The sequence below is a fragment of the Sphingobacterium sp. Lzh-3 genome, assembly GCF_046764375.1.
In the GTDB taxonomy this organism is placed as follows: domain Bacteria; phylum Bacteroidota; class Bacteroidia; order Sphingobacteriales; family Sphingobacteriaceae; genus Sphingobacterium.
In genome coordinates, this window is the sequence record NZ_CP177226.1 from 618,139 (window position 1) to 633,848 (window position 15,710).

Below are 15,710 nucleotides of genomic sequence, written 5' to 3' on the forward strand. Positions count from 1 at the left end.
TGTTTTTTTAGCGTAAAATAAAGATTTTTAATGTTTTGTGTAACACTTCGATTGTGTTCGTTATAAACCAATGTCAATGAAAAGAAGACTCTTATTAAAACTATTGGGCGGTGCCGGAATGGGCGCACTGGCGACATCTTTTGCTGGTGAAGCGAAAGCCAATGTTGCCGCGTCGGAAAGAAATAATTACAGCGAGAACGATCGTGCCTATTGGGTATCTATTTTATATAAGATGGCTGCTCCAATATTAAGCAATATCAGTAAGCAACAATGGCGTAAAAATATGCCGATGGAAGTGAGTCCTACTTTCGATAGTAGAGACCCTGGAGTCGGATACCTGGAAGCTTTCGGTCGTTTGTTGGCAGGTATGGCTCCTTGGTTGGCCTTACCAGATGACGCAACTGAAGAAGGTCAATTGCGTAAAAAATTACGTGACCAAGCATTACTGGGTATACAATATGGTGTAGATCCTAAATCGCCGGATTATTTTACCTGGCGAGGTCCTTCATCCCAAACACTCGTCGATGCGGCGCATCTTGCATTAGCCTTTTTGAGAGCTCCTCAAGCTTTATGGCAGCCTTTGGACCAAGTGACTAAAAAAAGAGTAGTTGAAGAATTCAAATTGCTGCGGAAGATCAAGCCGAATGAGAGTAATTGGTTGCTGTTTGCCGCGATGACAGAGACATTTCTCTATAGCATCGGGGAGGAGTGTGCTCGTGAGAAGATCGATTATGCGGTCAATAAATTTGATCAAGAATGGTATGTCGGAGACGGTTGGTACAGCGACGGAGCCCGTTTTAGTTTTGATCATTACAATGGGTATGTGATTCACTGTATGCAGGTGGAGTCGCTACGCCATAATATTACCGCCGGCGGAAAATACAAAGAAATGTATGATAGAGCGTATAAACGAATGCAGCGCTATGCACATCATTTGGAACGTATGATCTCTCCAGAAGGTCATTATGTTGTTGTTGGCCGTTCCTCAACTTATAAGAATGCAGCGTTCCAGCCTTTGGCGACAGTTGCTTTAGAAAACAAGCTCCCCGAGGATATCTCAAAAGGACAAGTCCGGGCAGCTCTTACAGCGATATTAAGGCATATTTATATAGACAAAACCTTTGCACCTTCAGGATGGCTGCGTATGGGAGTGGTAGGTGACAAACAATCCAATCTCGCAGATTACTATACAAATGCAGGGTCTATGTATGTGGCCTCCCTATCATTCTTGCCATTGGGGTTACCGGCAGACGATGAGTTCTGGACCTGTGCTCCACAACCCTGGACTTCCCAAAAATGCTGGAATGCAGAGCAATTTCCCAAAGACTATTATGTAAGTTATTAAACAAAAAAGAATAAAAAAGCAAAAGATTAAGGACTGGATAAAATGAAGATACAACACTATATTACGGGGGCTTTAATGATCGGACTAGGAATGCAGGGAATTTCCTGTTCCAGTCAGCGAAACTTAGGGACAGCAAAATTGGGGCTTGACAAAGAATTTGTCCGTGCCAATTTAGAAGATGCACATAAACAAATCGCTTACCTCGCAGCATCGATCAATGAATCCGATATGCCCACGACTTATAAAGATGGTAAATATGTGAGTTGGGGTTCAAGCTGGTGGTGCTCTGGATTTTATCCCGGTACAGTGCTTTATCTATATGAGTATACCAAGGATGAAAAACTTTTGACGGAGGCTAAACGTAAATTGAAGCAGCTGGAAAAAGAAAAAAATAACAAAGGAACACATGATTTGGGCTTTATGTTATACTGCAGCTTTGGGAATGCATTACGTTTGACGGGAGATTCGGCTGCTTATAAGGAAATTTTAAGTACTGGAGCAGCATCGCTGGCAACACGTTTCCATGAAGCACCGAAAACAATTCGTTCATGGGACGGTGGAAAAAACTGGGATGGTCAGCCTTGGACCTATCCAGTAATCATCGATAATATGATGAACTTGGAGTTTTTGACGGAAGTTTCCAAAATGACAGGTGATAAGCGTTATCGTGATATTGCGGTACAACATGCCAATACAACGATGATCAATCATTACCGAAAAGATTATAGTTCCTACCATGTGGTGGATTACAATCCGAAGGATGGAAGTATTATTTCGAGAAAAACTGCCCAAGGAGCTTTTGATGAGTCTGTATGGGCTAGGGGACAGTCTTGGGGACTTTATGGGTATACGATGATGTATCGTGAGACTGGCGACAAGAAATATTTGGAGCAGGCTAGGCATATTGCACAGTTTTATCTGAATCATCCTAATCTTCCAAAAGACCTGATTCCTTATTGGGATATGGACCAGAACAAGCTTACTCCGGATAGTAAATATTATAGCCAGAAAGATCTTCGTGATGTGTCGACAGCTTCAGTAACTGCTTCGGCTTTGCTGGAATTGGCGCAATATACAAGGGGCAGCGAAAGCCAGCTGTATATTTCTAAAGCTGAACAAATGCTGCGGTCGCTTTCTTCTAAACCCTACAAGGCAGATTACAAGGAAGCCGGTGGCTACGTCTTGAAACATAGTGTCGGTTCAATCCCACATAAAACAGAAGTAGATGTGCCCTTGACCTATGCCGATTACTACTATGTGGAGGCATTGGTGCGATACGACCGGTTGCTTCGCGGAGAAAAGGTCATCAAGCAATAACAGTAGCTTTTTTTAGTTTTCAACAAAGTTATTAACACGATGTGGAAAAGTGAAGTATATTACATACTTCACTTTTTTGTTTTATTGGATTTAATTCGCTCAATTGGAACCAAGTTTCTTTATGCTGTATCTGATGCTGTTCTCTGTCAAATACAGCCTTTCTCATTTATTGCACATTGGTATAACAAGTTTACATCAGATTTTATATTAGCAGGGGTTTTATAGGGGGATAACAGGGGGTTAGCAGGGGGTTAACAGGGGTGTTACCCCTGTTAACCCCCTGCTAACCCCTCATAAAAATAGTGTTACTCCTTTTTTAATTCGGAATCTGATGTTAACTTGTTAATTATTTACTCCTGAAGAAGCAAGTTACAAGTAGGTTTTATATTTGATACACATGTCCGATAAAGATAGGCGAGCAGAATTAAATACGTTTATGCAATGTATCTGTCGTGTTCATTATTTAAAATGATACCTTTTTTGTGACTAAAATTCATTCCTAAATCATTTGGTCTTTTCGTACCTTTATCCCAATGACCGATATTCAAAAGAGATTCGACCGTATACTTGCTATTTACATGCATCTACAGGCAAAACCTGTGGTCACTGCCGCCGCTTTGGCAGAACGTTATGAAGTTAGTCAGCGTACGATTTATCGTGATATCAGATCCCTGCTGCAAGCTGGAATTCCGATTTATGGTGAAGCGGGAAGCGGTTATTCTTTGGTGGAGGGATATAAGATGCCGCCCCTACAATTTACCCGAGAGGAGGCATTGAGTTTTGTGGCAGCGGAGAAACTGGTGGAAAAGTATACAGATCGGAATCTTGCGCATCATTTTACCACGGCATTACTGAAGATGAAAGCCATATTACGGGGTAATGAAAAGGAACAGGTGGCCTTAGTAGGGGATAACTTTCTGGTGCGCGGTGGGCGTCATCAATTCAATGAGAAGCTAACCCATGGCACGAATATATTGATTGAAAGTATCGCTGCAAAGAAATGTGTGGAAATCTATTATTCCAAACCTTCCGATAAAACTCCAGAAAGGCGTGAAATCGAAGCTGTGGGTATTTTTGTGGAGAGCAAATTTTGGTATGTCCTTGCTTTTTGTAGATTACGGAAAGATTATAGGCAATTCCGTTTGGATAGAATAAACAATATTAGAATACTTGCCGATGACTTTGCAAAGGAGCATCCTGAACTTTCATCTTTTCTGAATAAACGTCATGACGTTCCCACGACAAAAGTTGTCGTGCAAGTGGACAAGGATATGGCCCGCTATATGGAATGGGATCGTCACTATTTTGGTTTCCAAAAAGAAACGGTCACCGATGATTATGTAGAGATGCATTTCGAATGCATTAATATGGAGAACGGCTTTGCGCGCTGGTATCTGATGTTTGCCGATAAAGGAACAATTATTGAACCCGAATCGTTAAAAGAGGTGGTAAAGCGGCTGCTCTCAACTGCATTGGAGCAGATTTAGTCAAAAACGACCAAATCAAGCTTTCAGCTATTGTACGCAAAAAAACTTGTTCGGCTGAAAGGACAGGTACCGAACAAGTCATTTGTAGGCTGTACTAAAAATAAGCTTCAGCGCACTGTTAAGAAGGAATTTTCATTGCAGACATGATCTATTTAACCTCTTTCCCAAAAAAATGGAGGTTCTATTCCAAGTAATCTTAGATAAACAAATCCCTGACCGCGGTGGTGGATCTCATTGTCGATAAAGTAAAATATGCTGTGGATAATGGGCGATTTGTATTGGCCGAATAGGTTGAACTCTTCGGCAAAGCGCTCTTCAGAGATTTGATTGAACAGTTCACTGATCTGAGTTGTAGCTTCATCCCAGGCCTGAAGCAATTGTGCTTTGGTCGAATAACTGAAATTTTCGTTCAGTTCACCACTTTTATTATTCACAATCTCCCGGAGACCTGGTACAGCAATACCTAATAGTTCTTTAATGATATCTGCAAAAGTGCGCATGCCTTCTACTTTATAATTGAACAATTCCTGTTCTGGAAATTTTTCAATAGTCTGTCTCGTTAGATTTCTGTGACCTAACCAATGCTGAAGTAGCTCGTTCTTGGAAATGATTTCTGTTTTCATGATGCTCGTATTTAAAGTTTTTAGTAAGCAATACATCGCCTTCTGCGTTGTATGACAGTTCAAAATTACTGCAGCTTGTGACAGCTGTATGGCAGTATAAATTCGGAATACTAATTTTATTTTTTTGGAGCAGCATTTATTTGATGTTGGGAATGTTGTGCGGATAAATCGCAAAATAGGAGGGTGGGATAAAAAGAAGTAGAAAATAAAAAAAATAATTCACTAATTATTTGACAGTTATAAAAATGTTTGTAACTTTGCAGTCCCTTAATGGGGATAGTATGTCTTGAGCGAAGCCCTACTGCTTCGAAGGACTTTTAATTAATTAATTTACAACATGTCAGGTATTATTGGAAAAAAAGTAGGAATGACGAGCCTGTTTAACGCTGATGGGAAAAATATTCCTTGTACAGTGATTCAGGCCGGGCCGTGCGTGGTTACGCAGATACGTACGGAAGAAAAGGATGGCTACTCGGCAATTCAACTTGGTTTCGACGAAGCTAAGGAGAAAAACACGACAGCTCCTTTGAAAGGGCACTTTGCGAAAGCAAACACAACGCCTAAGCGTAAGTTGGTAGAGTTTAAAACTTTCCCAGATGCAAAACAACTTGGTGACGTAGTTGACGTTACTCTTTTTGAAGAAGGTGAGTACGTAGATGTAGTTGGTACTTCAAAAGGTAAAGGTTTCCAAGGTGTAATGAAACGTCATGGATTTGGTGGTGTAGGTGGTGCGACTCACGGTCAGCACAACAGATTACGCGCTCCAGGTTCATTAGGTGCTTCATCATGGCCTTCACGCGTATTCAAAGGTATGCGCATGGCTGGTCGTACAGGTGGTGACAGAGTTAAAGTTCAAAACTTACAGGTGTTGAAAGTTTACGCTGAGCAAAACCTTATCGTTGTTAGTGGTTCCATTCCAGGAGCTAAAGGTTCTTATGTAATCGTAGACAAATAGTAGAGATGGAAGTTAAAGTTTTAAATTTATCAGGTAAAGAAACAGGTGCCAAGGTGCAACTTCCTGAGTCGGTATTTGGGTTAGAGCCTAACGATCATGCGATCTATTTGGATGTGAAACAATACTTAGCGAACCAACGCCAAGGAACTCACAAATCTAAACAACGTAACGAAATCGCGGGTTCTACTCGTAAATTACACAAACAAAAAGGTACTGGTGGTGCTCGTGCGGGTTCTATCAAATCTCCATTGTTTAATGGTGGTGGTCGTGTATTCGGTCCTCAACCTCGTGACTACTCGTTCAAATTGAACAAAAAATTGAAACAAGTGGCACGTAAATCAGCGTTATCTTACAAAGCAAAAGATAATAACATTGTGGTATTGGATGAAGTAAAATTCGATGCTATCAAAACTAAAAATTATGTTGCTTTAATAAATGCGTTGAACGTAGCTGATGAGAAAACATTGTTGGTATTGCCAGCTTACGATGAAATTGTTTATAAATCAAGCAGAAACTTGAAAAAAGCAAAAGTTATTGTTGCATCTGACTTAAATACATATGATGTATTAAATGCAACAAAATTATTGTTGACTACAGATTCTGTTAAAACTTTGGAGGAAGCATTAGCTAAGTAATATGGAAATTATTAAAAAACCTATCTTGACTGAGAAAGCTTCTTTGTTAACGGAAAAATTAAACCGTTACGCTTTCAAAGTAGATCACAGAGCAAACAAAATCCAGATTAAAGCAGCTGTTGAGGCTATGTTTGGTGTTACAGTTCTTGCTGTAAACACTGCAGTAGTAGCTGGTAAAGCAAAAAGCCGTTACACAAAAGCAGGTTTCGTATCTGGTAGAGCTCCTAAGTATAAAAAGGCTGTCATTACTATTAAAGACGGCGAAACTATTGACTTTTACAGTACTATATAATAAAAAATGGCAGTTAAAAGATTCAAACCGGTAACCCCTGGTACTCGTTTTAGAGTAGGCGCTGACTACTCTGATGTTACTACAAACGTTCCTGAAAAATCGTTAGTAGTAAAAATCAACAAGAAATCAGGCGGTCGTAATAACTCCGGTAAAATGACTATGCGTTATCTCGGTGGGGGACATAAAAAAGTATACCGATTAATTGATTTCAAACGCGATAAAAAAGATATCCCTGCAAAAGTAGCTACTATCGAGTACGATCCAAATCGTACTGCTCGTATTGCCTTGTTGCATTACGCTGATGGTGAAAAACGTTACATCCTTGCTCCAGCTGGTTTAGTAGTTGGTCAAACTGTAATCGCAGGTGATAAAGTTGCCCCAGAAGTTGGTAATACATTACCATTAGCAAACATTCCATTGGGTTCTATCATCCACAACATTGAATTAAATCCTGGTCAAGGTGGTTCAATTGCTCGTTCGGCTGGTACTTATGCTCAATTGTCTGCTCGTGATGGTAAATATGCCATCATCAAATTACCTTCAGGCGAAACACGTATGATCTTATTGACTTGTGTTGCTACAATTGGTTCGGTATCGAACCATGAAAGATCTAACCAAGTGTTAGGTAAAGCAGGTCGCAAACGTTGGTTAGGTCGTCGTCCAAGAGTTCGTGGTGTTGCGATGAACCCAGTAGATCACCCTATGGGTGGTGGTGAAGGCCGTACTTCAGGAGGTCACCCACGCTCACGTACAGGTGTATTAGCTAAAGGCTTCAAAACACGTTACAAGAAGAAAACATCGAATCGTTACATCATTGAGAGAAGGAAAAAATAATGGCTCGTTCAATTAAAAAAGGTCCTTATATCGATCACAACTTAGAAAGAAAAGTTCTTTCTATGAATGAAACTAACAAAAAGTCAGTTATCAAAACATGGTCTCGTAGATCAATGATTTCACCTGATTTTGTTGGCCATACCTTCGCAGTGCACAACGGGAACAAATTTATCCCTGTTTATGTAACAGAAAATATGGTAGGTCACAAGCTTGGTGAATTCGCGCCTACGCGTACATTCAGAGGCCACGCAGAAAAGAAAAAATAATAGGTAATGGAAGCAACAAAAAAACTTAAAAAGTCTGTCTTAATTAGACAACGCAAAGAGCAAGAGAAAGCTCAAAAAGGAGGAGCTTCGGATGCCAAATTATTGAACTGCCCTACTTCGCCTCGTAAGATGCGTTTAGTGGTAGACTTAATTCGCGGTCAACGTGTGGAAAATGCATTATACATTTTGAAACACTCAAGTAAAGAAGCTGCTGCTCGTGTAGAAAAATTATTATTATCTGCAATCAAAAACTGGGAAGCCAAAAACGAAGGTAAATCAGTGGAAGAAAGCGAACTAATTGTAAAAGAAGTATCAGTAGGTGGTGGTCGTCAGTTGAAAAGATTGCGTCCGGCTCCTCAAGGTCGCGGATACAGAGTTCGTAAACGTTCAAATCACGTTACGTTGGTAGTTGATAGCAAATTAAACGTTGAACAAAACTAATTTATTGAGAAATGGGACAAAAAGCAAATCCAATAGGTAGCAGATTAGGAATCATCAAAGGTTGGGATTCTAACTGGTTCGGAGGTAAAAACTATTCCGATAAATTAGTTGAAGACGAAAAAATCAGAAAATATCTTTCTGTTCGTATTGCAAAAGGTGGTGTAGCTAAAGTTGTTATCGAAAGAACTTTAAAACGTATCACTGTTACAATTCACACTGCTCGTCCAGGTATCGTTATCGGTAAAGGTGGTCAAGAAGTTGACAAGATCAAAGAAGAGTTGAAAAAACTGACTAAAAAGGATGTTCAAATCAACATTTTCGAGATCAAACGCCCTGAGTTAGATGCGAAGTTAGTAGCTGAAGGTGTCGCTAAACAATTAGAGGCACGTATTTCATTCCGTCGTGCAATGAAAACTTCAATCGCTTCTACAATGCGTATGGGTGCAGAAGGTATCAAAATCATGTGTTCTGGTCGTTTAGGTGGTGCTGAAATGGCGCGTACTGAACAATACAAAGAAGGAAGAACTCCTTTACACACATTGCGTGCTGATATCGACTACGCTTTAGCTGAAGCATTGACTACATACGGTAAAATTGGTATCAAAGTTTGGATCTGTAAAGGTGAGGTTTACGGTAAACGTGACTTATCTCCAAACATTGGTCAAGCATCTGGTGTAAAATCACGTGGCAACCACGAAGGTGGTGGCGAACGTCGTGACAACCGTAACAACAAAGGTGGTCGCGGTGGAAATAACCGTGGTGGAAACAACCGTGGTGGAAGCAACCGTGGTCCGAAAAAAGATTAATAGTTATTTAGATTACAACAAAAACCTGCTGAAAAAGCAGATTTAAAAAGTATACGAACATGTTACAGCCAAAAAGAACGAAGTTCAGAAAGATGCAGAAAGGCCGCATGAAAGGTAACGCTTCTCGTGGAGCGGAGTTAGCTTTCGGTTCTTTCGGTATCAAAACAATGGAGCAAGCATGGATCACTAGTCGTCAAATCGAGGCAGCTCGTATTGCGGTTACACGTTATATGAAACGTGAAGGTCAAGTTTGGATTCGTATTTTCCCTGACAAACCTGTTACGAAAAAACCTGCAGAGGTACGTATGGGTAAAGGTAAGGGTGCTCCAGAATACTGGGTAGCAGTAGTACGCCCAGGCCGTATGTTATTTGAAGCAGAAGGTGTGCCTTTGGAAATTGCCAAAGAAGCTTTACGCCTTGCAGCTCAAAAACTTCCGGTTCAAACTAAGTTTGTGATTCGTAGAGACTACGTTGAAGCATAAAAATCTTGGTAATGTCATCATTTAAGCGTTAGGGCCGTTACCCCTAACGCTATATATAAAACGATGATAACCCAAATAACAACTGAAAAAACATGAAAAATTCAGAAATTTTAGAATTATCTAATGAGGACTTAAAAGCTCGTCTTGTAGAAGAGAAAACAGCCCTTACAAAATTGAAATTTGCACATGCTGTTTCAGCTATTGAGAACCCTAACGTGATCAAAGCAGCACGCAAAACTATCGCTCGTATCAGTACAGAGATCAGTGCACGCAAAGCTGCAGCTAAAAATGAAACAGCCTCTGAGGCGTAAAATTTAAAGTCGAAATGGAAAGAAATTTAAGAAAAACAAGAATCGGCTTAGTAGTTAGCAACAAGATGGACAAATCTATCGTGGTATCAGTGGAACGTAAAGTGAAACACCCGATCTATGGTAAGTTCGTTAAAAAAACTACTAAATTTAAAGCTCATGACGAAACTAATACCTGCGGTATCGGCGATACGGTATTAATCATGGAAACTCGTCCGCTGAGTAAAACAAAAAACTGGAGATTAGTAGAAATTATAGAAAGAGCTAAATAACATGGTACAACAAGAATCAAGACTTAATGTAGCTGACAATAGCGGTGCTAAACAAGTTTTAGTAATCCGTGTATTGGGCGGTACGCGCAAGCGTTATGCATCAATCGGAGATAAGATTGTTGTATCGGTGAAAAGCGCTATGCCTTCAGGAAACGTGAAAAAAGGTTCCGTTTCTAAAGCAGTAGTCGTTAGAACGAAAAAGGAAATCCGTCGTAAAGATGGTTCATATATCCGTTTCGATGACAACGCCGCTGTATTATTAAATAATAATGATGAACCACGTGGTACACGTATCTTTGGCCCTGTTGCTAGAGAGTTGCGTGAGAAACAGTTCATGAAAATTGTATCATTAGCACCGGAGGTTTTATAATTATGGCACAGAAAACAAAAACAACTACGCACAAAATCAAAATTAAAAAAGGTGATTTAGTGAAAGTTATCGCTGGTAACTCTAAAGGTGTTCAAGGAAAAGTATTAACTGTTTTAGTGGATAAAAATAGAGCTATCGTTGAGGGCGCTAACATCGTAAAAAAACACACTAAACCAAGTGCAGCTAATCCTAATGGTGGTATCATTGAGAAAGAAGCTGGTATTCACATCTCTAATTTAGCTGTTATCGATCCTAAAACAGGTGCAACTACACGTGTAGGTCGTAAGTTAAACGCAGATGGTAAATTAGTTCGTTACGCTAAAAAATCAGGGGAGGAAATTAAATAATGACTTACGTACCAAGATTAAAAGTGAAATATGCGGAGGAAATCCGTAAAGCACTTCAAGAAAAATTTCAGTATAAAAGTATTATGCAGGTTCCTAAACTTGAGAAAATTGTTGTTTCACAAGGTGTAGGAGCTGCAACAGCTGATAAAAAATTAATCGATAACGCTATTGCTGAGTTGACTTTAATCACAGGTCAACAAGCTGTTGCTACAAAATCGAAAAAAGATATTTCAAACTTTAAATTACGTAAAGGTATGCCTGTAGGGGCACGTGTTACTTTGCGTGACAATAATATGTTTGAATTCTTGGATCGTTTAGTAGCTGTATCGCTTCCACGTATTCGTGACTTCCGCGGTATCAACGATAAAGGCTTTGACGGACGTGGTAACTATAACTTAGGTATCACTGAGCAAATCATTTTCCCTGAGATCAACATTGATAAAATCAACAAGATCCAAGGTATGGATATCACTTTCGTGACTTCTGCTCAAAATGATGTTGAAGCTTTAGAATTGTTGAAACAATTCGGTTTACCATTTAAAAATCAAAATACTAATAACAATGGCTAAAGAAGGATTAAAAGCACGCGAAGTAAAACGCGCTAAATTGGTAGCTAAATATGCAGCAAAACGTGCAGAATTAAAAGCTGCTGGCGATTACGTTGCATTAGATAAATTGCCTAAAAATGCTTCTCCAGTACGTTTACACAACCGTTGTAAATTGACTGGCCGTCCTAAAGGATATATGCGTCAATTCGGTATCTCTCGTGTAACATTCCGTGAGATGGCTTTAGATGGCAAAATCCCAGGGGTGAAAAAAGCTTCTTGGTAATTAAAAAAAAATACTTAATTTTGCCCGGGCAATTCAATTTAGGATTGCCGGGGTTTTTGCATTTTAAAATTGTTTAACAGATAGAAGGTCCCATACCAATGGTTGGGAGGGAAACCGCTGTCACAAATTTTCATATATAATGACTACAGATCCAATTGCGGATTACCTTACACGAGTAAGGAATGCCATCAAGGCCAACCACAGGGTTGTTGAAATTCCTGCATCGAACCTTAAAAAAGAGATCACGAAAGTTCTTTTTGACAAAGGTTACATTGCTAATTACAAATTCGATGAGAATGGCGTACAGGGTACGATCAAAATCGCATTGAAATATAATCCAATTAGCAAAATTCCGGCTATTCGTACGTTGACACGTGTGAGTAAACCTGGTTTAAGAAAGTATGCAAGCGTTGATACTATGCCTCGTGTTTTGAACGGTTTAGGTATTGCTATCTTGTCAACATCTAAAGGTGTAATGACAGATAAGGAAGCTAGACTTCAAAATGTTGGTGGTGAAGTTTTATGTTACGTTTATTAATCTAGGTAAAAGCACAAAGAAATGTCAAGAATTGGAAAAGCGCCTATCGCTATCCCTGCTGGGGTAACTGTTACTATTTCGGACAAAAACTTAGTTTCAGTAAAAGGTCCTAAAGGCGAATTAACACAACAAGTTGATCGTGACATCACGATTGCTCAAGAAGAGGGCAATATCGTTGTAACACGTCCAACTGATCAAAAGAAACACAAAGCATTACACGGTCTATACCGTTCCCTGTTGGCTAACATGGTTCACGGTGTGACTGAAGGTTACAAAACTACGCAAGAGTTAGTCGGTGTAGGTTACCGTGCTTCAAGTACTGGTAATGTATTAGAGTTAACTTTAGGTTTCTCTCACCAGATTGTTTTTGTATTGCCAAAAGAGGTTAAAGTATCAACTACTGCTGATAAAGGTAAAAACCCTACAATCACTTTGGAGTGTGCTGACAAACAATTGATCGGACAGGTAGCGGCAAAAATCCGTGGCTTCCGTAAACCAGAACCTTACAAAGGAAAAGGTGTTAAGTTTGCAGGTGAAGTATTGAGAAGAAAAGCAGGTAAATCAGCTAAAAAATAATAATCATGGCAGGACAAAAAGCATCTCGTAGAGAGAGAATCAAAAAAGGAATCAGAAAAAACCTTGCTGGAACGTCTGAACGTCCACGTTTATCGGTTTTTAGAAGTAACAAAGGTATCTATGCGCAAATCATTGACGACAATGCAGGTAAAACATTAGTTGCTGCATCTAGCTTGTCAAAAGAGTTTGTTGCATCTGGTAACAAGGTTGATCAATCTAAAGCTGTAGGTAAATTAGTGGCTGAAAAAGCATTAGCAGCAGGTATTAATAAAGTAGTTTTTGACCGTAATGGGTACTTATACCATGGCCGTATCAAATCTTTGGCTGAAGGTGCTCGCGAAGGCGGTTTAGACTTTTAATCATAGAAAGAAATGGCATTAAGCAATATAAAAAGAGTAAAATCAAGCGAAATTGAATTAAAAGATCGCTTAGTAAGTATCCAACGTGTAGCTAAAGTTACTAAAGGTGGTCGTACTTTCAGCTTCTCTGCAATTGTTGTAGTAGGTGATGAAAACGGTATTGTTGGTTACGGTTTAGGTAAAGCTAAAGAGGTAACAGAAGCAATCACGAAAGGTATTGACGACGCGAAGAAAAATTTGGTGAAAGTTCCTATTATCAAAGGTACTGTTCCACATGAGCAATATGGTAAATATTCTGGTGGTTCAGTTTTGGTTAAACCAGCTATCGCAGGTACAGGAGTTTTAGCCGGTGGTGCAATGCGCGCAGTATTGGAGTCTGCTGGTATCAAAGACGTATTGGCTAAATCATTAGGTTCTTCCAACCCACACAACGTGGTAAAAGCAACTGTAACAGCTTTAGCAAGCATGCGCGATGCATATACAGTAGCCCAACACCGCGGTGTCGATTTAAATAAAGTATTTAACGGTTAATTATCATGGCAAAAATTAAAATCACCCAGATAAAGAGCGTTATCGACAGAAGCGAGCGCCAAAAGAAAACTATTGAGGCATTGGGTTTGAAAAGAATCAACCACTCAGTAGAAGTTGAAGCTACTCCATCAATTATTGGAATGGTACGTAAAGTAAACCATTTAGTAGCTATCGAAACTATTTAATATTAGCATATGGAAGAGGTCTTTGGGCTTCTTCCATTACTTGTTATTAATAATCATTATTTTTTAATCGCTAGTACCTGTTTAGTGAGAGCGAAGGGCTAGCACAATTTAGTTTAAAATGAACTTAAGTAATTTAAAACCTGCAAAAGGTGCAGTAAAAAGTAGCAAACGTATTGGCCGTGGTACTGGTTCTGGTCGTGGTGGTACTTCAACACGTGGTCACAAAGGTGCTGGTTCTCGTTCAGGTCACTCTACGAAAATCGGTTTCGAAGGTGGTCAAATGCCTTTGCAACGTCGTGTGCCTAAATTTGGTTTCAAAAACATCAACCGTGTTGAGTATAATGGTGTAAACTTAGATACTTTACAAGCGTTGATCGAGAAACACAATTTAACAGCTGTAGATTTCGACGCATTGAAAGCTCATGGTTTAGTGTCTAAAAATGACAAAGTTAAAATCTTGGGTCGCGGTGAGTTGAAAGCTAAAGTTGAAGTAACAGCGCACGCGTTTACTGCTTCTGCTCAAAAAGCGATTGAAGCTGCAGGCGGTTCTATCGTTAAAATTTAATAAATGAAGAAACTAATCACAACCTTAACCAATATTTGGAAAATCGATGATTTACGTACGCGTATTTTAAATACCTTACTTTTTCTTTTGATTTACCGTATTGGATGTCACGTGGTATTACCAGGTGTAAATCCTCATGCTTTGGCTTCTGGTCAAAAAGAGGGTTTATTGGGCTTATTGGATATGTTTGCGGGGGGATCTTTCTCTCGTTCGGCTATCTTTGCTTTAGGGGTAATGCCATATATCTCGGCATCCATTGTTGTTCAATTGCTGGGCATCGCGGTTCCTTACTTCCAAAAGATGCAGAAAGAAGGGGAAAGTGGTCGTCAAAAAATGAATCAGATTACTCGCTATTTAACTTTAGGGATTACTTTGCTTCAGGCTTTTGCTTATGTACGTACTCAAATCGAGCCAAGTGCTAAGACAATCGCAGACCCATTATTCACTATTCTAACTGCCATAGTTTTGACAGGCGGTACTTTATTTGTGATGTGGTTAGGGGAAAAAATTACGGATAAAGGTATCGGTAATGGTATTTCTTTGATCATCATGACAGGTATTATCGCTCAATTGCCAAGTGGTATCACTGCGGAATGGGTTTCTAGAATGGCGAAAGGTGGTGGTGGTCCAATTCCATTGTTGCTTGAATTTGTGGCGTTATTCTTTGTTGTGATCTTTACGATCTTGATCGTACAGGGTGTTCGTAAGATTCCTGTACAATACGCGAAGAAAATCGTTGGAAACAAGCAAGTCGGTGGAGTACGTCAGTATATACCCTTAAAGGTAAATGCTGCAGGTGTAATGCCTATCATTTTTGCACAGGCAATTATGTTTGTGCCGATGAGTTTAGGACAATTCTTCCCAAATATTCAGTCGGAATTTTTGACTTCGTTGAGTAACTATACTTCTGTTGCATACAACGTAACATTTGCGGTGTTAATTATCGCATTTACGTTTTTCTATACAGCAATTATGGTGAATCCGCAACAGATGTCGGATGACATGAAGAAAAATGGAGGTTTTGTTCCAGGTATTAAACCCGGATTGGAAACTAGTAATTTTATAGACCGCGTAATATCAAATATTACATTTCCAGGTGCAATTTTCTTAGCGATTATCGCTATTCTACCTGCTATTGCAAGTTTGTTTGGTATTAATAATCAATTTGCGCACTTCTACGGTGGTACGTCATTATTGATTTTAGTAGGTGTGGTGTTGGATACTTTGCAACAGATCGAATCTCATTTGTTGATGCGTCATTACGATGGATTAATGAAAACAGGTCGTATTAAAGGTCGTTCGGCCGCGTCTGTTGAGGGAATGGATCATTCGGCAATTTAATTTC

Annotated in this window: 25 protein-coding genes; 24 read left to right on the plus strand and 1 reads right to left on the minus strand. The window is 39.5% G+C overall.

From position 1 onward, the window contains the following. The first annotated feature begins 76 nt into the window (after positions 1-76). The 3 genes from ACLCDV_RS02400 to ACLCDV_RS02410 all read left to right on the plus strand — a co-directional run bounded on the left by ACLCDV_RS02400 (position 77) and on the right by ACLCDV_RS02410 (position 4,149). Positions 77-1,345: a DUF2264 domain-containing protein gene (locus tag ACLCDV_RS02400; protein ID WP_411972844.1), complete on the plus strand. Its 1,269-nt coding sequence runs from the start codon at positions 77-79 to the stop codon at positions 1,343-1,345. A 42-nt stretch (positions 1,346-1,387) separates the two neighbouring features. Then, the gene (locus tag ACLCDV_RS02405; RefSeq protein WP_411972845.1) at positions 1,388-2,662 is read left to right on the plus strand and encodes a glycoside hydrolase family 88 protein; all 1,275 of its coding nucleotides are present in this window, start codon (positions 1,388-1,390) and stop codon (positions 2,660-2,662) included. 533 nt (positions 2,663-3,195) lie between these two features. Then, positions 3,196-4,149, plus strand: coding sequence for a helix-turn-helix transcriptional regulator (locus ACLCDV_RS02410; protein ID WP_411972846.1), 954 nt, complete (start codon positions 3,196-3,198; stop codon positions 4,147-4,149). A 152-nt stretch (positions 4,150-4,301) separates the two neighbouring features. Here ACLCDV_RS02410 and ACLCDV_RS02415 read toward each other — a convergent pair whose 3' ends face one another. Beyond that, on the minus strand, positions 4,302-4,772 hold the full coding sequence (locus tag ACLCDV_RS02415; RefSeq protein ID WP_411972847.1) for a DinB family protein: 471 nt from the start codon (positions 4,770-4,772) through the stop codon (positions 4,302-4,304). 337 nt (positions 4,773-5,109) lie between these two features. Here ACLCDV_RS02415 and rplC point away from each other — a divergent pair, with 337 nt between their 5' ends. From rplC to secY, 21 genes are all read left to right on the plus strand, one after another. After that, complete coding sequence (gene rplC, locus ACLCDV_RS02420) at positions 5,110-5,727, plus strand: 50S ribosomal protein L3 (RefSeq protein WP_046674864.1); 618 nt, start codon at positions 5,110-5,112, stop codon at positions 5,725-5,727. Positions 5,728-5,732: 5 nt separating this feature from the next. Beyond that, positions 5,733-6,362: a 50S ribosomal protein L4 gene (rplD, locus tag ACLCDV_RS02425; RefSeq protein ID WP_070570413.1), complete on the plus strand. Its 630-nt coding sequence runs from the start codon at positions 5,733-5,735 to the stop codon at positions 6,360-6,362. Between the two features lies 1 nt (position 6,363). Next, on the plus strand, positions 6,364-6,654 hold the full coding sequence (gene rplW, locus ACLCDV_RS02430; protein WP_046674866.1) for a 50S ribosomal protein L23: 291 nt from the start codon (positions 6,364-6,366) through the stop codon (positions 6,652-6,654). Positions 6,655-6,660: 6 nt separating this feature from the next. Further along, positions 6,661-7,488 carry a 50S ribosomal protein L2 gene (gene rplB / locus ACLCDV_RS02435; RefSeq protein ID WP_070570410.1) on the plus strand — a complete coding sequence of 276 codons (828 nt, stop codon included), beginning with the start codon at positions 6,661-6,663 and terminating at the stop codon, positions 7,486-7,488. Continuing rightward, complete coding sequence (rpsS, locus tag ACLCDV_RS02440; protein ID WP_002997495.1) at positions 7,488-7,754, plus strand: 30S ribosomal protein S19; 267 nt, start codon at positions 7,488-7,490, stop codon at positions 7,752-7,754. Before rplB ends, rpsS begins: the two co-directional genes overlap by 1 nt. Before the next feature lie 6 nt (positions 7,755-7,760). Continuing rightward, positions 7,761-8,195, plus strand: coding sequence for a 50S ribosomal protein L22 (gene rplV, locus ACLCDV_RS02445; RefSeq protein ID WP_070570408.1), 435 nt, complete (start codon positions 7,761-7,763; stop codon positions 8,193-8,195). A gap of 11 nt (positions 8,196-8,206) precedes the next feature. Beyond that, entirely contained in the window at positions 8,207-9,001 is a 795-nt protein-coding gene (gene rpsC / locus ACLCDV_RS02450) for a 30S ribosomal protein S3 (RefSeq protein ID WP_046674869.1), read from the plus strand. Between the two features lie 59 nt (positions 9,002-9,060). Then, entirely contained in the window at positions 9,061-9,483 is a 423-nt protein-coding gene (gene rplP, locus ACLCDV_RS02455; protein ID WP_046674870.1) for a 50S ribosomal protein L16, read from the plus strand. Between the two features lie 92 nt (positions 9,484-9,575). Beyond that, a complete protein-coding gene (gene rpmC / locus ACLCDV_RS02460; RefSeq protein WP_046674871.1) occupies positions 9,576-9,794 on the plus strand; it encodes a 50S ribosomal protein L29 in 219 nt (72 codons plus the stop codon). Positions 9,795-9,808: 14 nt separating this feature from the next. Further along, on the plus strand, positions 9,809-10,063 hold the full coding sequence (rpsQ, locus tag ACLCDV_RS02465) for a 30S ribosomal protein S17 (RefSeq protein ID WP_046674872.1): 255 nt from the start codon (positions 9,809-9,811) through the stop codon (positions 10,061-10,063). A gap of 1 nt (position 10,064) precedes the next feature. Beyond that, positions 10,065-10,433 carry a 50S ribosomal protein L14 gene (gene rplN, locus ACLCDV_RS02470; protein ID WP_046674873.1) on the plus strand — a complete coding sequence of 123 codons (369 nt, stop codon included), beginning with the start codon at positions 10,065-10,067 and terminating at the stop codon, positions 10,431-10,433. A 2-nt stretch (positions 10,434-10,435) separates the two neighbouring features. Beyond that, entirely contained in the window at positions 10,436-10,780 is a 345-nt protein-coding gene (gene rplX, locus ACLCDV_RS02475) for a 50S ribosomal protein L24 (protein ID WP_070570406.1), read from the plus strand. Continuing rightward, positions 10,780-11,349 (plus strand): 50S ribosomal protein L5, encoded by a 570-nt coding sequence (gene rplE, locus ACLCDV_RS02480; RefSeq protein ID WP_046674875.1) that lies wholly within the window; start codon positions 10,780-10,782, stop codon positions 11,347-11,349. Before rplX ends, rplE begins: the two co-directional genes overlap by 1 nt. Beyond that, positions 11,342-11,611 (plus strand): 30S ribosomal protein S14, encoded by a 270-nt coding sequence (gene rpsN, locus ACLCDV_RS02485; RefSeq protein ID WP_028071569.1) that lies wholly within the window; start codon positions 11,342-11,344, stop codon positions 11,609-11,611. The genes rplE and rpsN overlap by 8 nt, the downstream gene beginning before the upstream one ends. 136 nt (positions 11,612-11,747) lie before the next feature. Continuing rightward, a complete protein-coding gene (rpsH, locus tag ACLCDV_RS02490; RefSeq protein ID WP_223584601.1) occupies positions 11,748-12,149 on the plus strand; it encodes a 30S ribosomal protein S8 in 402 nt (133 codons plus the stop codon). A 21-nt stretch (positions 12,150-12,170) separates the two neighbouring features. Continuing rightward, positions 12,171-12,725 (plus strand): 50S ribosomal protein L6, encoded by a 555-nt coding sequence (rplF, locus tag ACLCDV_RS02495; protein WP_070570404.1) that lies wholly within the window; start codon positions 12,171-12,173, stop codon positions 12,723-12,725. Then, complete coding sequence (gene rplR / locus ACLCDV_RS02500; protein WP_172462327.1) at positions 12,722-13,084, plus strand: 50S ribosomal protein L18; 363 nt, start codon at positions 12,722-12,724, stop codon at positions 13,082-13,084. The genes rplF and rplR overlap by 4 nt, the downstream gene beginning before the upstream one ends. A 12-nt stretch (positions 13,085-13,096) precedes the next feature. Further along, positions 13,097-13,615, plus strand: coding sequence for a 30S ribosomal protein S5 (rpsE, locus tag ACLCDV_RS02505; RefSeq protein ID WP_070570402.1), 519 nt, complete (start codon positions 13,097-13,099; stop codon positions 13,613-13,615). A gap of 5 nt (positions 13,616-13,620) precedes the next feature. Beyond that, positions 13,621-13,800: a 50S ribosomal protein L30 gene (gene rpmD, locus ACLCDV_RS02510; RefSeq protein ID WP_046674880.1), complete on the plus strand. Its 180-nt coding sequence runs from the start codon at positions 13,621-13,623 to the stop codon at positions 13,798-13,800. 118 nt (positions 13,801-13,918) lie between these two features. Further along, positions 13,919-14,365, plus strand: coding sequence for a 50S ribosomal protein L15 (gene rplO, locus ACLCDV_RS02515; protein WP_070570400.1), 447 nt, complete (start codon positions 13,919-13,921; stop codon positions 14,363-14,365). 3 nt (positions 14,366-14,368) lie between these two features. Continuing rightward, positions 14,369-15,706 carry a preprotein translocase subunit SecY gene (gene secY / locus ACLCDV_RS02520; protein WP_070570398.1) on the plus strand — a complete coding sequence of 446 codons (1,338 nt, stop codon included), beginning with the start codon at positions 14,369-14,371 and terminating at the stop codon, positions 15,704-15,706. Positions 15,707-15,710: the final 4 nt, after the last annotated feature.